General features: G+C 72.8%; 18 protein-coding genes. 10 read left to right on the top strand and 8 right to left on the bottom strand.

The window, feature by feature from the left end; genetic code table 11:
* Positions 1-32: 32 nt before the first annotated feature.
* Positions 33-1,769, bottom strand: coding sequence for a tetratricopeptide repeat protein (locus IEY61_RS15920; RefSeq protein ID WP_189044972.1), 1,737 nt, complete (start codon positions 1,767-1,769; stop codon positions 33-35).
* 193 nt (positions 1,770-1,962) lie between these two features.
* Between IEY61_RS15920 and IEY61_RS15915 the strand changes: the two genes are divergently transcribed.
* Together IEY61_RS15915 and IEY61_RS15910 are read left to right on the top strand one after the other, a co-directional pair.
* On the top strand, positions 1,963-2,994 hold the full coding sequence (locus IEY61_RS15915; protein WP_189045118.1) for an SIS domain-containing protein: 1,032 nt from the start codon (positions 1,963-1,965) through the stop codon (positions 2,992-2,994).
* A gap of 25 nt (positions 2,995-3,019) precedes the next feature.
* Entirely contained in the window at positions 3,020-4,588 is a 1,569-nt protein-coding gene (locus IEY61_RS15910; protein ID WP_189044970.1) for a PAS domain-containing sensor histidine kinase, read from the top strand.
* A gap of 5 nt (positions 4,589-4,593) precedes the next feature.
* Here the strand turns inward: IEY61_RS15910 and IEY61_RS15905 are convergent, their stop codons facing one another.
* Positions 4,594-6,153, bottom strand: coding sequence for a glycosyltransferase family 39 protein (locus IEY61_RS15905; protein ID WP_189044968.1), 1,560 nt, complete (start codon positions 6,151-6,153; stop codon positions 4,594-4,596).
* A gap of 338 nt (positions 6,154-6,491) precedes the next feature.
* On the opposite strand from IEY61_RS15905, the gene IEY61_RS15900 reads away from it, so the two are divergent.
* From IEY61_RS15900 to IEY61_RS15885, 4 genes are all read left to right on the top strand, one after another.
* Positions 6,492-8,213, top strand: a complete 1,722-nt coding sequence (locus IEY61_RS15900; protein WP_189044966.1) for a nitrite/sulfite reductase — start codon at positions 6,492-6,494, stop codon at positions 8,211-8,213.
* Between the two features lie 76 nt (positions 8,214-8,289).
* Positions 8,290-8,451: an IS1 family transposase gene (locus IEY61_RS15895; protein ID WP_189044964.1), complete on the top strand. Its 162-nt coding sequence runs from the start codon at positions 8,290-8,292 to the stop codon at positions 8,449-8,451.
* Positions 8,448-9,203, top strand: coding sequence for a phosphoadenylyl-sulfate reductase (locus tag IEY61_RS15890; protein WP_189044962.1), 756 nt, complete (start codon positions 8,448-8,450; stop codon positions 9,201-9,203). The genes IEY61_RS15895 and IEY61_RS15890 overlap by 4 nt, the downstream gene beginning before the upstream one ends.
* On the top strand, positions 9,185-9,976 hold the full coding sequence (locus IEY61_RS15885) for a sirohydrochlorin chelatase (protein ID WP_229705946.1): 792 nt from the start codon (positions 9,185-9,187) through the stop codon (positions 9,974-9,976). Before IEY61_RS15890 ends, IEY61_RS15885 begins: the two co-directional genes overlap by 19 nt.
* 97 nt (positions 9,977-10,073) lie before the next feature.
* Here IEY61_RS15885 and IEY61_RS15880 read toward each other — a convergent pair whose 3' ends face one another.
* Both IEY61_RS15880 and IEY61_RS15875 read right to left on the bottom strand, forming a co-directional pair.
* On the bottom strand, positions 10,074-10,331 hold the full coding sequence (locus IEY61_RS15880; RefSeq protein ID WP_189044960.1) for a WhiB family transcriptional regulator: 258 nt from the start codon (positions 10,329-10,331) through the stop codon (positions 10,074-10,076).
* A 446-nt stretch (positions 10,332-10,777) separates the two neighbouring features.
* Positions 10,778-11,722 carry a diacylglycerol/lipid kinase family protein gene (locus tag IEY61_RS15875; RefSeq protein ID WP_189044958.1) on the bottom strand — a complete coding sequence of 315 codons (945 nt, stop codon included), beginning with the start codon at positions 11,720-11,722 and terminating at the stop codon, positions 10,778-10,780.
* A 42-nt stretch (positions 11,723-11,764) separates the two neighbouring features.
* Between IEY61_RS15875 and IEY61_RS15870 the strand changes: the two genes are divergently transcribed.
* Positions 11,765-12,154 carry a hypothetical protein gene (locus IEY61_RS15870; protein WP_189044956.1) on the top strand — a complete coding sequence of 130 codons (390 nt, stop codon included), beginning with the start codon at positions 11,765-11,767 and terminating at the stop codon, positions 12,152-12,154.
* A 10-nt stretch (positions 12,155-12,164) separates the two neighbouring features.
* Here IEY61_RS15870 and IEY61_RS15865 read toward each other — a convergent pair whose 3' ends face one another.
* Both IEY61_RS15865 and sodN read right to left on the bottom strand, forming a co-directional pair.
* On the bottom strand, positions 12,165-12,569 hold the full coding sequence (locus IEY61_RS15865) for an ATP-binding protein (protein WP_189044954.1): 405 nt from the start codon (positions 12,567-12,569) through the stop codon (positions 12,165-12,167).
* 143 nt (positions 12,570-12,712) lie between these two features.
* On the bottom strand, positions 12,713-13,117 hold the full coding sequence (sodN, locus tag IEY61_RS15860) for a superoxide dismutase, Ni (RefSeq protein WP_189044952.1): 405 nt from the start codon (positions 13,115-13,117) through the stop codon (positions 12,713-12,715).
* Between the two features lie 75 nt (positions 13,118-13,192).
* Here sodN and IEY61_RS15855 point away from each other — a divergent pair, with 75 nt between their 5' ends.
* The 3 genes from IEY61_RS15855 (at position 13,193) to IEY61_RS15845 (ending at position 15,890) form a co-directional block, all read left to right on the top strand.
* A complete protein-coding gene (locus IEY61_RS15855) occupies positions 13,193-13,534 on the top strand; it encodes a S24/S26 family peptidase (RefSeq protein ID WP_229705945.1) in 342 nt (113 codons plus the stop codon).
* 138 nt (positions 13,535-13,672) lie between these two features.
* The gene (locus tag IEY61_RS15850) at positions 13,673-14,851 is read left to right on the top strand and encodes an NAD(P)-dependent malic enzyme (protein WP_189044950.1); all 1,179 of its coding nucleotides are present in this window, start codon (positions 13,673-13,675) and stop codon (positions 14,849-14,851) included.
* Between the two features lie 76 nt (positions 14,852-14,927).
* Positions 14,928-15,890 carry a zinc-binding dehydrogenase gene (locus tag IEY61_RS15845; protein ID WP_189044947.1) on the top strand — a complete coding sequence of 321 codons (963 nt, stop codon included), beginning with the start codon at positions 14,928-14,930 and terminating at the stop codon, positions 15,888-15,890.
* A 12-nt stretch (positions 15,891-15,902) separates the two neighbouring features.
* Here the strand turns inward: IEY61_RS15845 and IEY61_RS15840 are convergent, their stop codons facing one another.
* Both IEY61_RS15840 and IEY61_RS15835 read right to left on the bottom strand, forming a co-directional pair.
* Positions 15,903-16,874, bottom strand: coding sequence for an alpha/beta hydrolase family protein (locus IEY61_RS15840; RefSeq protein ID WP_189044945.1), 972 nt, complete (start codon positions 16,872-16,874; stop codon positions 15,903-15,905).
* Between the two features lie 137 nt (positions 16,875-17,011).
* A complete protein-coding gene (locus IEY61_RS15835) occupies positions 17,012-17,890 on the bottom strand; it encodes an alpha/beta hydrolase family protein (protein ID WP_189045112.1) in 879 nt (292 codons plus the stop codon).
* Between the last annotated feature and the right edge of the window lie 75 nt (positions 17,891-17,965).

Below are 17,965 nucleotides of genomic sequence, written 5' to 3'. Positions count from 1 at the left end.
GGTGTATAGGAAGGGTCCCTTCTTAACATTCGTCAGGGTGGGGGTGGCGGGCCGGGCAGGCGCGGCCGGAACATCCGCAGCAGACGACGCAGCAGCGCCCGCAGGCGGTCGCGGCAAGTGCCCCGCACCCCGGCCAGCTCTCGGGCCAGCGCGGTGGTGTCCTTGTCCAGGCCGGGGGTGGCCAGGGCCAGATGGGCCAGCGACAGGACGGCCCGCTCCCGGGCCGCCGTCAGCCGGTCGGCGACCAGCTGGGCCACGTCGGCCCGTACGGACGGATCCACCCAGGCAGCGGTCACCAGTGCGAACAGGGCCGCCTCGGCAACCCCCTCGACCCCCTCGGCCAGCCCCACCAGCACCCGCCGCCGGGTCGAGTCCGCCCAGGGTTCGTCGGTGCGGTGGTGCAGCAGGCCGAGACAGGTCCACACCTGCACGCACCGGATCCACAGCGAAGGGTCCTGCCCGGACAGCACCCGGCCCAGCGCGGTCTGCGGCGTCTCCGGCGGGTGGGCCAGCAGGCCGAGCAGGTCGGCCAGGTCCAGGGTGGCCAGCGTGACTGCCGTGTCGTACGCCGCGGGTGGGTGCGGCCACGCCGGATGGGCGAGCTGACGGAGCCGGCGGGCCGCCTCGGCCGAGGGCGGCGACGCGGTCGGGCCCACCATGGTCGCCACCGCATCGAGCCCGGTGACCGACGCGGCCGGGCCCACCGTCGAGGGCGTCGGGTCGACGCCGGTGGAGCCGGCCTCGGAACCGGCCGGGCCCGGGGCAGCGGTCGCCGGGCTCGGTGCGGGTGGGGTCAGCTGCCCCAACCAGGGGTGGCCGCGGCAGCACTCGGCCAGGTCGCCGTGCTCGTGCGAGTCGTCCGGGTGGTCCCGGATGAAGTCGGCCAACTCGACCAGGTGGCGGACGTCCCCGTCGTGCTGGAACCGCAGCCGGTGCGCGGTGTGCACCGCGCAGTCGAAGGACGGGTTGCGGACCAGCGCGTGCTCGATCCAGCCCAGCGCCTCCTCCAGCCGGCCGTGGTCGGCCAGTGTGCCGGCGATGTCGGCGTACACCGCCAGGTCGTCCGGGTCGTGGTCGACGGCGCGACGGAGCGCGGCCAGGGCCTCCCGAGTCCGCCCGGCGCTGCGCAGCGCGTACCCGAGCCAGACCTCGCCCATCTTCGACGGTGCCGCGCGTACGCCCCGGGCGGCCCAGCGGACCGCGAGCGTGACCTCGCCCACCCGTCGGGCCAGCGCGGACGCCGTGCCCAGCAGCAGGCCGTGCTCGGGATGGACGGTGATCGCGTTGCGGGCCAGCGTCAGGTAGGCGGCCAGCGCCGGACGGTCGGCCACTGGCACGGGGTCCGGGGCGGCGGCGCAGACCTGCATGAGGACCTGGACCGCACGGTCCGGGCCGATCCGTTCGGCCAACTCGGGAGAGGTGACCCAGGGCACCCCGGCCCAGTCCGCTCCGGGCGCGTGCGCGGTGGCGGCGACCAACAGGTCGAGACCTTCGGCGGGGCGGCCGGCCGCGGCGAGCAGGTGTGCCCGGGCGACCACCGCACCCACGAAGGTGTGGTGTTGCAGCGGAAAGAGGTCCAGCCCGCCGTCCACGCTGGCTGCGGCGAGCCGGGCGAGGGTTTCGTGCACCTCGGGCAGGGTCGGGGCCCGGACCAGCGCGCCCGCGACATGGTTGGCGGCGTGTGCCAGGTCGCCGGCGTCCAGGGCCCGCCGGGCCAGGGCCAGTTCCTCCGTCGCCGGCAACGCCCGGCCGTCCGTTCCCTCGGCCACGTCATCCTCTCGCTGTCGGTACCGGTTGGGCGGTGAGGTCGGGTCAGCGTAGGTGACAGCATCGAGTTTTGGTGATCGGCTGCGCGATGCTGATCGTTTGATTGCTGAATTCGGATCAACGATGCAAGATTGAGCAGGAAATGCGCGGAGAGTGCGCAGGGGAGGAGCTTCTGTGACGCGCCCAGGGGGCGGCATGGCCGCCGACATCGACGAGCAGCCGGCGGGTTACGAGCGACTGCTCTCCACCGACCACGCCGCTCCGATCGCCCGGGTCGCGGCGGCCGTCGCCGAGCGCCGGCCGCGGCACGTGGTGTTCACCGCGCGGGGGACCTCCGACCACGCCGCGCTGTACGGGACCTACCTCACCGAGATCCGTCTCGGTCTGCCGGCCGGCCTCGCCTCACCGAGCGCGATCACCCTCTTCGGCGCCCGTCCGGATTTCTCCGACGCCCTGGTCGTCGCGGTCAGCCAGAGCGGTGGTTCGCCCGACCTGACCGAGGTGCTCCGGGTCGCCCGGGACGCCGGCGCGCTCACCCTCGCGGTGACCAACGCGCCGGATTCGCCGCTGACGCAGGCCGCCGAGCTCTCCGTCGACATCGCCGCCGGGCACGAACGGGCGGTGGCGGCCACCAAGACGTACACCGCCGAGCTGCTGGCCCTGCTGCTGCTGGTGGAGGGGATCCGGGCCGGCGACGGCGCGCTGCCCGCCGAGGAACGGCACGCCCTGGCCGCCCTGCCCGAACTGGCCGCCCGAACGCTGGCCGACCCCACCCCGGCCCAGCTCGCTCCGCGTTACCGTTTCGCCGCCCATCTGGTCACCACCGGCCGGGGGTACGCGTACCCGACCGCCCGGGAAGCGGCGTTGAAGCTGATGGAGACGTCGTACCTGCCGGCGTTGGCCTTCTCCGGCGCCGACCTGCTGCACGGTCCGCTGGCCATGACCGCTCCGGACGTGCCGGTGCTGGCGGTGGTCGGGGGCGGGCCGGGCGGGCGGTCGATGGTCGACGTGCTGCCCCGGCTCGGCGAGCGCCGCGCCGACGTGGTGGTGATCGGCTCCGCCGAGGTCGAGGCGGCCACCCGCCTCGCCGTGCCGGCGGTCGACGAGCGGTACGCCCCGCTGCTGGACATCCTGCCGCTGCAACGGCTCGCCCTGGCTCTGGCCCTGGCCCGGGGCGAGGATCCGGACGCGCCACGAGGGTTGAAGAAGGTCACCGCGACGATGTGACCGGCCGCGTGGCACCCTGGTCGACGTGTCCACGCTGCGTGACCTTGCCGAGGAGCACACCCGTCTGCGCCCGGCCGACATCGATCACCTGCACCGCCTCGCCGGTGACTGGCAGCTGCTGTCCGATCTCTCCTTCGCCGACCTGCTGCTCTGGGTGCCGGTGAACGGCGAGGACAGCTTCCTCTGCGCCGCCCAGGTCCGCCCCACCACCGCGCCCACCGCGTACCAGGACGACCAGGTGGGGCGGTTCGTCGGCGGCCCGGAAGTGGCGCACCTGGATGTCGCGTACGGGCAGGGGCGGATCTGGCGGGAAGGCGATCCGGTCTGGTACGGCGACGTGCCCGCCCGCCACGAGGCGATCCCGGTCCGTCTGCGCACCGCCGACGGTGAGTCCGGCGAGGTGATCGCCGTGGTGGGCCGGGACACCAACCTGTCCACCGCCCGCACCCCCAGCCAACTGGAGCTGAACTACCTGACCACGGCCGACGACCTGGCCCAGATGATCGCCGATGGCACCTTCCCGCCGCCCCGGCACCCCGGCGAGACCACCTCGGCGCCCCGGGTCGGTGACGGCCTGGTGCGGCTGGACGCGAGCGGCAAGGTCACGTACGCCAGCCCGAACGCGCAGTCGGCGTACCGGCGGCTGGGCTACGCCGCCCACCTGGTCGGTGAGGATCTCGCGGCGCTGCACCGCCGGCTGGCCGGCGATCCGCTGGAGGGCACCGACGCCGCGAATGGCATCCTCGCCGCGCTGCGCGGCGAGCCGCCGCCGCGGCGGGAAATCGATGCGCGCGGCGCGACCATGCTCACCCGGGCCCTGCCGCTGATGCCTGCCGGAGTGCCGATCGGCGCGCTGGTGCTGGTCCGCGACATCACCGAGGTACGTCGCCGGGATCGGGCCCTGATCACCAAGGACGCCACCATCCGGGAGATCCACCACCGGGTGAAGAACAACCTCCAGACCGTGGCCGCGCTACTGCGTCTGCAGGCCCGTCGGGTCGGCATCCCGGAGGCGCGGGTGGCGCTGGAGGAGTCCGTACGCCGGGTGGCGTCGATCGCCCTGGTGCACGAGACGCTCTCCATGTCCAGCGACGAGGCGGTCGAGTTCGACGGCATCGTCGACCGGGTGGCGAGCGCGGCGACCGAGGTGGCGGCGACCGAGGTGAGCGTCGGGATGCGGCGCGAGGGCAGCTTCGGCGTACTGCCTGCCGAGATCGCCACCTCGCTGGTGATGGCCCTCAACGAATTGTTGCTCAACGCCGTCGAACACGGTTTCCCTCCGGCCGATGAGGATCTCCCGGCACAGGTGGTGGCGGAGCCGGTGGTGGCTGGGTCGGTGGTGGCGGAGCCCGCGGTGGTGCCCGAGGTGGTGGTCTCCGCGCACCGGTCCCGCAGGATGTTGCACGTCACGGTCGCCGACAACGGACGCGGACTGCCGCCCGACTTCGACGCCGACGGCGGTCGCAAGCTCGGCCTCCAGATCGTCCGTGCCCTGGTCACTGGCGAACTGCGCGGCAGCATCGAGCTGCGTCCCGGCGCCACCGGCGGCACCGAAGCCCTGCTGACCGTCCCCCTCACCCGCGCCACCTCCTGATCCGCTCAGCGGGTCAGGAGGGCGATGGTGAGGTTGGGGCGGGGCCAGATCTGGGCCACGTGGTAGTTGGCGCGGAGGGCGGCGCCCTTGGGTGCGGGGACGGCGGTGAGGGGGTCGCGGTGGTGGCCGGCCAGCACCAGCCAGACCCGGTCGGTGCCGGCGAGGCACTCGGCCGGTCGCTCGCACTCGGTGGCCCACAGGTCGCCCCGGTGCTCCTGGTCCGCAACCAGCAGCACGTCCCTGGGCGTCTGCTCGCCCAGGTGGTACCGGAGACCGAGATCGAGGAAGAGCCAGCCGTCCCGGGGCGAGTAGACCACCGCGTCGCCGGCGCGGTGGCCCGCCGCTACGATCCGGGCCGCGCCCCGGTAGTCCACCGTCGCGGTCCGGGGCCACTCGTGGCTGCGGCGCAGCGCGATCTGGTCGGGGAGGCCGAGCAGTCCGGCCAGGACCACCACCATCAGCGCGCCCGGCAACCGCGCGGACGCCAGCGCTCCGCCGGCCAGCAGACAGGCGAAGGGCACCACGAAGAGCAGGTAGCGAGGAACCCACAGCGGTACGACCAGCCCGGCGAGGAAGAGCAGCGACACCGGGAGTACGACACAGCTCGCCGGCAGCACCATCCGCCGACCGGCCCGGACCAGACCGAGCGCGGCGAGCCCGACCAGCACGCCGCCGACCACGCCGCTCTGTGCCACCCCACCGGGCAGCGCCGCCAGGTCCGCAGGGCGGCTGCCGTCCACCCAGTCCAGTTGCCGGGTCCGTTGGCCGGAGGACAGCAGCGCCAGCGGCGCCACGGCGAGCACCACCGGCACCAGGGCGGCGAGCCACGGCCAGGCGGCACGCCACCGGTCCGACCGGGCTGGGTCCGGCGGCGCTGGATGCGAACCCGGCCGTCCCTGGTTCGGCCGGGGTCGGTCGGACTGCCGCCGGTCGGGGCCGGTGACGGTGCCGAGCACCGCTACGGCGTGGGCGGCGAGCAGGGTGAGGGCGATCAGGTGGGTCAGTCCCAGGGCGGTGGTCGCGGCGGCGTACGCGGCCCAGCGGCTCCGGCCGGGACGGCGCAGCGCATCGACCAGCAGCAGGGTGCTCAGCACGGCCAGCGCGCAGGCCAGGGCGTACGGTCGGGCTTCCTGGGCGTACCGGGCGGTGCCGGGTAGTACCGCGAACAGCAGGCCGGCGAGGGTGCCGACGCGGGCGTCGCAGAGCCGTTGCCCGAGCCCGGCGGTCAGCCCGGCCGCCGCCGCCATCGCCAGCGCGGACGGCAGGCGCAGCGCGGCCACCGAGTCACCGGCGACCGCCACCCAGGCGTGCATGAGCAGGTAGTACGGCACGGTGGCGGCGTCGATGGTGCCGGCCAGCCGGAGCAGTCCGCTCACCGGCCGGCTGGCGGCGCTCCAGGTGGCCAACTCGTCCCGCCACGGCTGGGCGGCGTCCAACCCGGCCAGCGTCACGATCAGGGTGACGCCGGCCGGCACCAGCCACACCGGCAGGGCGCGCAGGCGCAGGCCGTTGAGTCGGACCCCGGTGCCGGCGATCGGGACCGACTTACCCGACAAATCACCCATGTCGCGAGCCTGCCACAGGGCGTAGCTCGCGGGTGACTCAGCCGGCGCCCGTGATGTGGGATCGCCCACGCGGTCATTGGCCGGCCCGGCCGGGATGTGGAAGCATGGCGTGCATGGCTGCTGCCCTAGTCCGTCGCCTCGTGGCCCGTCGCCACGTGGACTACGGCCGCGTGTTCAGCGCCATCTGTCCGGCTCACTGACGACGCCCGACCAATCCTGCCTCGGGCACGCAGCGCGCCGGCCGCCCCCATGACACCGTTGTCCACGGCCCCATCGGGAGCCGGTCGTCGCGTTTGTGGTACCCGACCGAGGCACTGCAGACAACGGAGGACGCCGCGATGGTGGTCAGCGAGATTCCGGCCCGCCCCGAGAACCCCCCGGCAAGACCCGCTCGGACACCGCGCCGGGCCCGCGGCGAGGGCCAGTGGGCGCTCGGGCACCGCGAGCCGCTCAACCCCAACGAGCGGATCAAGAAGGACGACAACCCGCTCAACGTACGCGAGCGGATCGAGAACATCTACGCGCACCAGGGCTTCGCCTCCATCGACCCGCAGGACCTGCGCGGCCGGTTCCGCTGGTGGGGCCTCTACACGCAGCGCAAGGCGGGCATCGACGGTGGACGTACCGCCGTGCTGGAGCCGCACGAGCTGGAAGACGAGTTCTTCATGCTGCGGGTACGCGTCGACGGCGGCCAGCTCGACCTGGCGCAGCTGCGTACGGTCGCCGAGATCTCCCGGGAGTTCGCCCGGGACACCGCCGACATCACCAACCGGCAGAACATCCAGTACCACTGGGTCCGCATCGAGGACGTGCCGGAGATCTGGCGGCGGCTGGAGGCCGTCGGGTTGCAGACCACCGAGGCGTGCGGCGACTGCCCCCGGGTCGTGCTGGGCAGCCCGGTGGCCGGGGTGGCCGAGGCGGAGCGGATCGACGCCTCGCCAGCGATCGACGAGATCGTCCAGCGGTACATCGGCGACCAGGAGTTCTCCAACCTGCCCCGCAAGTTCAAGACGTCGATCTCGTGGCTGGTGGACACCCCGTACGAGGCGAACGACATCGCCTTCCTCGGCGTCGACCACCCCGAGCACGGGCCCGGCTTCGACCTGTGGGTCGGTGGTGGCCTCTCCACCAACCCGATGCTGGCCCAGCGGCTCGGCGTCTGGGTGCCCCTGGCCGAGGTGGCGGAGGTCTGGGCCGGCGTGGTCGGCATCTTCCGCGACTACGGCTACCGTCGGCTGCGCCACCGGGCCCGGCTGAAGTTCCTGGTCGCCGACTGGGGCGTGGTGAAGTTCCGCGAGGTGCTGGAGAAGGAGTACCTCGGCCGGACGCTGCTCGACGGTCCCGCCCCGGATCTGCCGGAGAAGCCGATCGACCACCTCGGCGTGCATGCCCAGCGGGACGGTCGCCACTACGTCGGTGCCGCCCCGGTGGTCGGGCGGGTTTCCGGCAGCCAACTGGCCCAGCTCGCGGACGTGGTCGAGGCGCACGGCAGCGGCCGGGTGCGGCTCACCCCGTACCAGAACCTGCTGGTGCTCGACGTCCCACCGGAGCGTTCGAAGTCGCTGGTCACGGCGCTGCGCGGGATCGGTTTGGAGGCCCGCCCGTCGATCTGGCGGCGTGGCACCATGGCCTGCACCGGCATCGAGTACTGCAAGCTCGCCATCGTCGAGACCAAGGCGCGCGGTGAGGAGCTGGTGGCCCGGCTGGAGGAACGACTCGCCGGAGAGGACCTCAAGGACGCCCAGATCTCCATCCACCTCAACGGCTGCCCGAACGCCTGCGCGCGTACCCAGGTGGCCGACATCGGCCTCAAGGGCCAGTTGGTGACCGGTCCGGACGGTCGCCAGGTGGAGGGCTTCCAGGTGCACCTCGGCGGCGGGCTGGGCATGGTCGCGGGGCAGACCGCCGGCTTCGGTCGCAAGCTGCGCGGTCTGAAGACGACCGCCGAGGAACTTCCCGAGTACGTCGAGCGGCTGGTCCGGCACTACCTGGCCGGCCGCACCGAGGGCGAGACGTTCGCCAACTGGGTGATCCGTGCCGACGAGGAGGAACTGCGATGAGCGAGCGTAGCGAGCGAATCTTTCGGTTCAGTGCTTCGGAGTCTCATCGCGGCACCGAGCGTAGCGAGGTGGCGCGATGAGCGGTGAGACCCGAGCCGTCCCGTTGTACTGCCCGTACTGCGGCGAGGAGGACCTACGGCCGAGCGAGGCCGGGCACGGCGCGTGGGAGTGCCACGCCTGCGCCCGGGTCTTCACGGTCCGGTTCACCGGCCTGCTCTCCCGGGCGGTGAACCGATGAGCGGGCTGGTCTCCGCCGCCGGCCTGGGGCTGGTCGGCACGGCGTCCACGGAGGCCGGTCGGCGCAGCCCGGCCCAACTGCGGGAGCTGGCCGAACGCGCCGGCCGCGAGTTGGAGGGCGCCCCGGCGTCGGAGATCGCCCGATGGGCCGCGGAGACCTTCGGCGCCCGGTTCTGCGTGACCAGTTCGATGGCCGACGGGGTCCTCGCCCACCTGGTCTCCCGGGTGGCGCCCGGGGTCGACGTGGTCTTCCTCGACACCGGCCTGCACTTCCCGGAGACCCTCGCCGTCCGCGACGAGGTGGCGCGGGCGCTGCCGGTCAACGTCCGGTCGATCCGGCCGCGGCTCACCGTGGGGCAGCAGGACGGCGAGTACGGGCCGCGGCTGTTCAACAGATCGCCGGACGAGTGCTGCCGGCTGCGCAAGGTGGAGCCGCTGGAGCGGGCGCTCGCCGGCTACGACGCCTGGGCCGCCGGGCTGCGCCGTGACGAGTCCCCGACCCGCGCCAACACGCCGGTGGTGGCGTTCGACGACCGGCGCGGCAAGGTGAAGGTCAACCCGATCGCGGCCTGGACCCAGGCGGACGTCGACGCGTACATCGCCCGGTGGAACGTGCCGGTCAACGAGCTGTTCCGGCGCGGCTACGGCTCGATCGGCTGCTGGCCGTGCACCCGGCGGACCAAGGCCGGGGAGGATCCGCGCGCCGGCCGGTGGGCCATGTTCGAGAAGACCGAGTGCGGGCTGCATCTCTGAGCGGCGGTCGGAGCCGGCCCGGGAAGCCCGACACCGATCCCGTGCTCCTGGTCGCGCACGGCAGCCGCGATCCACGGGCGGCCGAGGCGACCAGGGCGCTGGCTCGAGCGGTCGCGGCGGCCCGGCCCGGCGCCCCGGTCCTGGCAAGCTGGCTCGATCACACCCAGCCCGATCCGGCGCAGGCGTTGCGTCGGTTGGCCGCCGCCGGGCACCCCCGGGTGGTCCTGGTGCCGTTGTTGCTCACCGCCGCGTACCACCGGCGGGTGGACATCCCGGCGGCGGTGGCCGCGGCCAACCGGTCCGGGCCTCCGATCCGGGTGCGGGTGACCGACGTGCTCGGCCCGGTGGGCGACGAGGTGGACCCGGCGCTGCTCGCCGGGTTGCGGCGGCGGCTGGCCGAGGCGGATCCAGGCCGCTTCGACGCGCTGGTGCTGGCCGCGGCGGGGACCCGGGACGCCGCCGCCCGCGGGTCCGTCGGGCGGGTGGCCGCCGCACTGGGCGCGGCCCTGGACACCCCGACCCGGGTCTCGTACGCCTCGGCGGCGCCACCGGACTCCGGCGCGGCGGTTACCCGGCTGCGGGCGGCCGGTGCCCGGCGGGTGGCCGTGGCCGCCTACTTCCTGGCCCCCGGTTTCTTCCACGACGCAGTGACGACGACCGCGCGCACCGCCGGCGCCGTGGCCGTCTCCGCCCCCCTCACCGACACCCCGGAACTGGTCGACCTGGTGCTCCGCCGCATTGGTCATGAGGTTAGCGGCGCTCTTGATCTCTGATTCTGTCGCTAACCTCATGATCGACGCGAGTGGGGCGGCAGTAGAACGCCCCGGCGGGCGGAGCCGGCCGGGGCGTTCTTCCGTGGTGCGGTTGTGGTCAGGCGGAGTGAGCGCGCAGCACCCGGAGGCCGCCGCGACGCTTGACAGCGCGCCGCTCCTCCTCGCTCATCCCGCCCCAGACGCCAGCGTCCTGACCGGACTCCAGTGCCCACTGCAGGCACTGATCGGTCACGGAGCAGCGCCGGCAGACGGCCTTGGCCTGCTCGACCTGCAGGAGAGCCGGACCGGACGTCCCGATCGGGAAGAACAGCTCCGGGTCCTCGTCGCGGCAGACAGCACGGTGGCGCCAGTCCATGGCGGCAACACTCCTCATTCTGGGTGGGTGGCAGACGTTGCTGTTTGGTGCTTTTCCTATATGCATCCGCAATGCCGATGATGACGGTTCGCGTCCGTCAATTCGGCACTGCGTGAGCAGGCCCGTTGGCCCCGAGACCTGCTGGAACGGCTCAACCTGCTGGGCGCGTTCGGGCAATGTCCCGGTAACTCAAGTTCGCTTGTGAATACTTTCACGAACTTGCGCAATGTCAAGGGTGGCGCTCGGAAAAACTCCGGGCGGTGAGCAAGCCCACAACCCATTTGTCCGGGTTCCGGATTGCTCCGGCTACCCGCCGTATCACAGTCGATCATCAATATAGTACAGTCCGGCGGACAATGCTGACATTTCCGACACGAGCCCCGGGTGTCGCGAGTCGGGGCGTCGGGGGATGCACCCTGTCGTTCCTACCCGGTGGTGCCGGAGGCCTAACAGATTACTCTGAGTGCGGCCGGAACGGAGGTGAATCTGACTTTTTCCCTCTCGCCAAGATAGTCGCCGTCGAGCTGAAATGCCTGGGGACGGCCCGCGACCAGCGTGAACTCAGCCACGTCGTGCAGTCGCAGCACCTGCCGGCCACGCGGATCCGGCGTGTTGGAGAGGAATTGCGTCACCGTACGTGTCGTGCTCGCGACACCAAGCTGGCGAAAGGCCAGCACGTCGAGCCCCAGATCGAACGAGGCATCCGGGTTCGGGTTGGCCTCCCGGTCCCCGACGTAGGTCCACGGGGCGGTGTTCTGGACGATGACGCTGGCCAGTTCGCCGGCGCTCTCCTCGCCCGGCTGCTCCAGCCGGATCGCCGGGTGTCGCCGTTCGGAGCCGAACAGGAACTGTGCGGTGAAGGCGCGAAAGTAGAGCCCCGGCGAGGAGACCCGGCCCCGGCGTCGAGCCTCCTCGACACGATGGATCACTGCGGCGTCGAGCCCGAAGCCGGCGCAGAACGTGAAGTAGCGGTCGTCGGCCTGGCCGAGGCCGATCGTCCGGTACCGGCCCAGCCGTAGCCCCTCCAGGATCATGCTGGCGCCTTCCGGCCACTCCCGGGGCAGGCCCAGCGCTCGCGCGAAGACGTTGGTCGAGCCGCCCGGCACGGTGGCCAGGGCAGGCAGGCGTTCCGCCGTCGGCGGTCGGCCACTGACCGTGGTGGCCGTCATCAGACCGTTGACCACCTCGTTGACCGTGCCGTCGCCGCCGAGGGTCACCACGACGTCGACCCCCTCGGCGGCGGCCTCACGGGCCAGCGCGGTGGCGTGCCCCCGCCGGCGGGTGTAGCGCACGGAAAGATCGACCTCGCTGCGTAGCGCCCGGACCAGCACGTCCCGTGCGCGTTCGCTCGTGGTGGTGGCCTTCGGATTGACCAGCAGGACGGCCCGCATGGGCGGCACTGTACTCCGGACCGTCACGGGTATCGTGTCCGCGTGGCCATCGACTCCGTCCCGACCCCCGTCACGCTCCGTTGGGCGGTGCGGCTGTTACAGGGCCAGTCGGTTGCCGTCGGGCTGGTCGCCGCCTGGCTGGTCGTCGCCGACTTCACCGCCACCAGCACCGACCTGACCTCGGCGTTACTGGTCACGGCCTTCGCCGCCGGCGCCGCCGGTGCGCTCAGGGCGCTGGGTGGCGCGCTGCTGCGCCGCCGGGCTGGTGCCCGCGCTCCGGCCATCGTGCTCCAGTTGATGCTGCTGCCGATCGGCTGGTTCATGATCCAGGGAGGGCTGGGTTGGCTCGGCGTACCGCTGATCGCGCTCGGGATCGGCGTCACCTGGCTGCTGGTCAGCCCGCCCACCACGCGAGCCCTGGGCTTCGAGTGAGCTGAGACCGTCACCAACCCGTCGTACGACGGGTGAGCAGCGAGATGGTGGCCCGGCCGGCGACCGCGCTCGCCGACGCCGAGGTGGTCAGCGCGGTGAGCACCTTCCAGGCGAACGACGACTCGGCCGGCAGCTTGGCACCCGGCACGGTCGGCACGGTGACCTCGACGGTCAGTGCGTCCTCGATCACCGTGAACCGGCAGTCGAGATCGGCCCCCCGGGCCGCGATGGCAAGCAGCATGGCGCACGCCTCGTCGACGGCGATGCGCAGATCCTCGATCTCGTCGAGGGCGAACTGCAGGCGGGCCGCGAGGCCCGCGGTGGCGGTGCGCAGCACGCCGAGATAGCCGCCGTCGGCGGGCACGGTGAGGTGCACGACGTCGTCGGTTGCCGGCTGGCCAGTCAGTTGAGTCACCACTCATCCCCCCGGTCGGGGACTCTACCCGCTCAGGCGGCCGGATGTTCGATGGCCGCCAGCGACGACGGCGGCGGTGGTGGTGCGGGTGGCCGGCGGCCGGTGCGTCCGTACGGACGCACCGGCCGCCGTGGATGGCGCTGTCAGGCCTGCTTGGTCTCCCAGAAGATCTTCGCGATCTCGTCGATCTTCTGCAGCAGCTCGTCGGCCTTGGCCGGGTCGGTGGCGCCCTTGGCGCCGGCGGCACCGGCCAGCTTGGTGGCCTCGTTGAACAGCTGGTGCAGGTTCGGGTACTTCTCGAAGTGCGGCGGCTTGAAGTAGTCGGTCCACAGCACCCAGAGGTGGTGCTTGACCAGCTCGGCCCGCTGCTCCTTGATCAGGATGGCTCGGGTGCGGAACTCGGGGTCGGTGTTGGCCTGGTACTTCTCGCAGATCATTTTCACCGACTCGGCCTCGATCCGAGCCTGAGCGGGGTCGTAGACACCGCAGGGCAGGTCGCAGTGCGCGCTGGCGGTCACGCGAGGCGTGAGGATGCGCGGAAGTCGCATCGGGATCCTCCATGGGAAGTTTGCGATGATCCAAGACGACATTACTCCTGGACATGGTCCCCGAGGCCGCTGGAGGTGAAACCGGTGCCCGAGGCCCGGCTGCGGTGGCCGCTGTCAGCCGTACTGGTGACCGGCCCGTCCATGTCGCCCACGCTGCGGCACGGCGACGCGGTGCTGGTCCGCCGGGGCGGCCGGGCCGTCCGCCCCGGCGACGTGGTGGTCGCGGTCTTCCGCAGCCGCCCGGACCTGCTGGTCGTCAAACGCGCGGTCCGTCCCGCCGACGGCGGCTGGTGGCTGTACGGGGACAACGATCTGGTCACCGACGACTCCCGGGCGTACGGGGTGGCCGACGTGATCGGCCGGGTGGTGGCCCGCTACTGGCCACGGCCCGGCCGGCTGCCGTCCCGTCGGTTATGACCCTGGTCACGTGCTGGCGACGCCGCTCCCATATGCTCGGAGACGTCCGGGTGACCCCCCGCACCGCGCGCCGCCGCTCGTCGCCTCACCGTGCGCCCGACCGGCTGGTCCAGCTGCTCGACAGATCCTGGAGTCACCATGTCTTCGTCCACCGTGGACCCTGCTGATCCGGTTTTCCGACTGCACCGGGGCGGCAAGATGGCCGTCGTCTCGACGGTCCCGCTGACCAGCCGGGACGACCTCTCCCTCGCGTACACCCCCGGGGTGGCCCGGGTGTGTGAGGCCATCGCCGCCGATCCGACGCTCACCCACGACTACACCTGGGCGTCGAACACGGTCGCGGTCGTCACCGACGGTTCGGCCGTACTCGGCCTCGGCAACATCGGCCCGCGCGCCGCGCTGCCGGTGATGGAGGGCAAGGCCGTGCTGTTCAAGCAGTTCGGCGGGGTCGACGCGGTACCGGTCTGCCTGGACACCCAGGACGTCGACGAGATCGTGGCGACGGTCACGGCGCTCGCCCCCTCGTTCGGCGGGATCAACCTGGAGGACATCAGCGCCCCGCGCTGCTTCGAAGTCGAGCGCCGGCTCGACGAGGCGCTGGACATCCCGGTCTTCCACGACGACCAGCATGGCACCGCGATCGTCGTGCTGGCGGCGCTGCGCAACGCGGCCACGCTGCTCAACCGCAAGCTCGGCGACCTGCGGGTGGCGGTCAGCGGCGCGGGCGCCGCCGGGGTGGCGGTGACCAGGATGCTGGTCGCCGGGGGAGTGGACCCGGACCAGGTGGTGGTCTGCGATTCCCAGGGCATCATCTCCGCCCATCGCCCCAACCTGACCGGCACAAAGGCAGAGCTGGCCGAACTGACCAACGCCGACGGTCGGCAGGGCGACATCATCGAGGCGCTGCGCGACGCCGACGTCCTGATCGGGGTCTCCGGCGGGCAGATCCCCGAGCAGGCGGTGGCCGGGATGGCCCCCGGCGGGATCGTCTTCGCGCTGGCCAACCCCACGCCCGAGGTGCATCCGGAGGTGGCCGGGCGCCACGCTGCGGTGATCGCCACCGGCCGCAGCGACTACCCGAACCAGATCAACAACGTGCTGGCCTTCCCGGGCGTGTTCCGGGGCGCCCTGGCGGCCCGCGCCACCCGGGTCACCGACACCATGAAGGTCGCGGCGGCCGACGCCATCGCCGCCGTGGTGGCCGAGACGCTGGCCCCGGACGCGATCGTGCCCTCCCCGCTCGACCCGCGGGTCGCCCCCGCCGTCGCCGAGGCGGTCGCCGAGGCCGCCCGCCGCGCCGGCGTCGCCCGCGCCTGAGGTGTAAGGAGGGGCCCCTTCTTAACGCCTCGTGCATAGGAAGGGCCCCTTCTTAACGCCCGCTCCGCTTGTTACGGTGCGGATCATGCGTGCCGCCTTCGCCTCCCGTTTCGACGACGCCGACCCGCTCGCCGCACTCACCGTCGGTGAGCAGCCCGAGCCGAGCCTGCCCGATGACGACTGGGTGGTCGTGCGCGTCACGGCCAGCTCGCTCAACCACCACGACCTCTGGTCGCTGCGGGGCGTGGGGCTGCGCGCCGAACAGTTGCCGATGATCCTGGGCTGTGACGCGGCCGGGACGGACCCCGCCGGCAACGAGGTGGTCGTCTACCCGGTGGTGGCCACTGCAGGTGACCCGCGCGGCGTGTCGATCCTCTCCGAGCACTTCCCGGGCACCCTGGCCGAGCGGGTGGCCGTACCCCGATCGAATCTGCTGCCGCTGCCGGCGGGCCTGGCGGCGACCGACGCGGCGTGCCTGCCGACCGCCTGGCTGACCGCGTGGCGGATGCTCACCACCAAGGGCCGCGTCGACGAGGCCGACGCCGTGCTGGTCCAGGGCGCCGGTGGTGGCGTGGCCACCGCGGCGGTCGCGCTGGCTGCCGCGATGGGCAAACGGGTGTACGCGACCAGCCGGGACACGGTCAAGCGGGAGCGCATCGCCCAGCTCGGCGCGACCGCGGTCGAACCCGGCGCGCGGCTGCCCGAACGGGTCGACGTGGTCGTCGAGACCGTCGGCGCGGCCACCTTCGACCACTCGCTGAAGTCCGCCGCGCCCGGGGCCCGGATCGTGGTCGCCGGCGCGACCGCCGGGCACGAACCGAAGCTCAACCTGCGCCGGGTCTTCGCCATGCAGTTGGAGATCCTGGGCACCTCGATGGGCACGCCGGGAGAGCTGACCGACCTGCTGGCGTTCTGCGCGGAACGGGGCGTCCGACCGGTGGTGGACAGCGTGGTGCCGTTCAGCCGGGTGGCGGACGCCTTCGCCCGCCTGCACTCCGGAGACGTCTTCGGCAAGGTCGTCATCGACCACACCGCCTGAGCCGCCGCGGTTCTACAAGCGGTCGTCGAGGGTGGCGATGCCGTTGCGGGCGCCGGCCGCGGGAATGCGGGCCCTGGCATCGGCGTCGCCGTAGAGGGCCCAGCGTAGGAACTCGATGGTGGTGTCAGCCACCACCCGCAGCGAGGGGCCGTCGCGCAGCAGGGCTCGGCCGTGGTCGCCGTTGGGCAGGCTGAGCATCGCCTTCGGCCAGGGCACCTTGTCGTACACGGCCCTGCCGGCGGCGTACCGCACCACCTCGTCGGCCTCGCCGTGCACGAAGAGTTGCGGTGCCGCGGCGCCGGCGAAGGCGGTGCCCACTCCGAGGGCGGTGCCGGCGAGGACGATCCCGGCGGCCAGCCGCTCGTCCCGACCGGTGGTGAAGAGGCCGATGGTGGTCACCCCGCCGGCCGAGTGCCCGGCGGCGGCTACCCGGTCGGTCGCCAGCCGTCCGCGCAGCGGGTCGTCCTCACGTGCGTCGAGGGCGAGCACCCGGGTCAGCGCGTACGACACGTCGGTGGGCTGGTTGAGCACGTCGAGCACGTTGCGGTCGCCGGACCGGGAGGTGTGCGGGAAGGTCGGCGCGGCGACCACGAAACCGGCCGCCGCCCAGCGGGTCAGCAGCTCCGCGTAGTCGTCGGGTCGGCCACCCAGGCCGTGGCTGAACATGACCACCGGGAACTTCCCGGCCGCCGCGTCGGCCGAGGTCGTCGGCGGCCCGCCGGCCCGCCCGGCCGCCGGGTACCAGAGGGTCACCGGCAGCGGCCGATCGCCGTCGCGGTTCAGCTTCAGCTGTCGTACGCCGACCGCGAAGGCGCGTTCCGGCGCGCTGCCGGCGGGTACTGCTGGCTTCTCCGGCGCGACCGAGGTGGGCGCCGGCGCGGCGGAAGTCGCCTGCGGCACGGTGTCGCGGCTACTGGAACAGCCCACCACCGCGCCGGTGACCAGCGCGCTGGCGAGCAGAGCCGACCCGACACGACGCCCCACACCCCGATTCTGCCTCCCCCCCACCCACCCCCACCCCTCCCCCCACCCCTCCGCCGCGCCGATCTTGCAGTTTCGGTCGCCGAAAAGATGCTTATGGGGTGATTTGCGGGGACGAAAAGTGCAAGATCGCGGGGGAGTCAGCGGGTGGGGCGGGACTCGAAGGAGGTGATGTTGGAGAGCAGGGCGTGGGTGGGGAGGCGACGGGCGGCCTCCGGGTCGCCGTAGAGGGTCCACCGGAGGAAGTCGGTGGTGACGCCGAGCACCTGGGCGAAGCCGGGTCGGCCGGGGACGAGGTACTCGCCGTGCCCCTGCCCGAGCAGACTGAGGAACCAGGCGGGGCCGGGCGTACGGTGATAGGCGGCCCGGCCGACGTTGAGTGGCACAACCGAGTCGGCGGTGCCGTGCACGAAGAGCATGGGCGCGGGCGGTCCCGCGAAGCTGCCCGCCATTCCACCGCCGGCGATCACGATGCCGGCGCGCAGGCTGACCGGGTGCCCACTGGTGAACATGCCCGCCGTGGTGAAGCCGCCTGCCGAGTGACCGGCCGCCGCCATCCGCTGCACGTCGAGATGGCCGGCGAGGGGGTCGCCGGCTCGGCGGTCGAGCTGGACCAGGTGCCGGATCACCCGCCATCCGTCGGCCGGTTGATGGCGTACGTCGGCCCGGGAGAAACGGGCCGCGCCGCGTCGGGTGTGCGGGTACGCGGGAGCGGCCACCACGAAACCGGCGGCGGCCCAGCGGGCGGTCAGCCCGGAGTGCAGCTCGGGCAGGCTGGCCAGGCCGTGGCTGTAGAGCACCACCGGGAACCGCCCGTCGGCCACCCGACTGCCCTGCGCCGGGTACCAGAGGGTCACCGGCAGGGGCCGCGCCGAGCCGGGGTCGACGACGAACGTCCGGACGGCCACCGCGTACTGCAGTTGGGGTGCCGCCCGGGTCGGCGTCACCCGGCCGGCCGGGTCGCCGGTCGCCGCGCAGCCGGTCACCCCGGCCATCAGCAGAGCCATCAGCAGAGCCATCGCCGACGCGACGAGCCGCCGTGGAACAACATCCACGGCATCACGGTAGGGCCCCGGCGCACCCACCCGGGTGCC

This window comes from Micromonospora sonchi (assembly GCF_014646235.1).
GTDB classification, from domain to species: Bacteria; Actinomycetota; Actinomycetes; order Mycobacteriales; family Micromonosporaceae; genus Micromonospora; species Micromonospora sonchi.
The sequence above is the reverse complement of the archived record's forward strand: the minus strand, read 5'-3'. Positions and strand labels throughout refer to the sequence as shown.

Coding starts and splice junctions, on each gene's coding strand:
- IEY61_RS15875 (WP_189044958.1), bottom strand. CDS start 11,722: ATGCGGGCCGTCCTGCTGGTCAATCCGAAGGCCACCACCACGAGCGAA.
- IEY61_RS15900 (WP_189044966.1), top strand. CDS start 6,492: ATGGTGGTCAGCGAGATTCCGGCCCGCCCCGAGAACCCCCCGGCAAGA.
- IEY61_RS15915 (WP_189045118.1), top strand. CDS start 1,963: ATGGCCGCCGACATCGACGAGCAGCCGGCGGGTTACGAGCGACTGCTC.
- sodN (WP_189044952.1), bottom strand. CDS start 13,117: ATGCGACTTCCGCGCATCCTCACGCCTCGCGTGACCGCCAGCGCGCAC.
- IEY61_RS15890 (WP_189044962.1), top strand. CDS start 8,448: ATGAGCGGGCTGGTCTCCGCCGCCGGCCTGGGGCTGGTCGGCACGGCG.
- IEY61_RS15835 (WP_189045112.1), bottom strand. CDS start 17,890: ATGGCTCTGCTGATGGCTCTGCTGATGGCCGGGGTGACCGGCTGCGCG.
- IEY61_RS15850 (WP_189044950.1), top strand. CDS start 13,673: ATGTCTTCGTCCACCGTGGACCCTGCTGATCCGGTTTTCCGACTGCAC.
- IEY61_RS15895 (WP_189044964.1), top strand. CDS start 8,290: ATGAGCGGTGAGACCCGAGCCGTCCCGTTGTACTGCCCGTACTGCGGC.
- IEY61_RS15905 (WP_189044968.1), bottom strand. CDS start 6,153: ATGGGTGATTTGTCGGGTAAGTCGGTCCCGATCGCCGGCACCGGGGTC.
- IEY61_RS15880 (WP_189044960.1), bottom strand. CDS start 10,331: ATGGACTGGCGCCACCGTGCTGTCTGCCGCGACGAGGACCCGGAGCTG.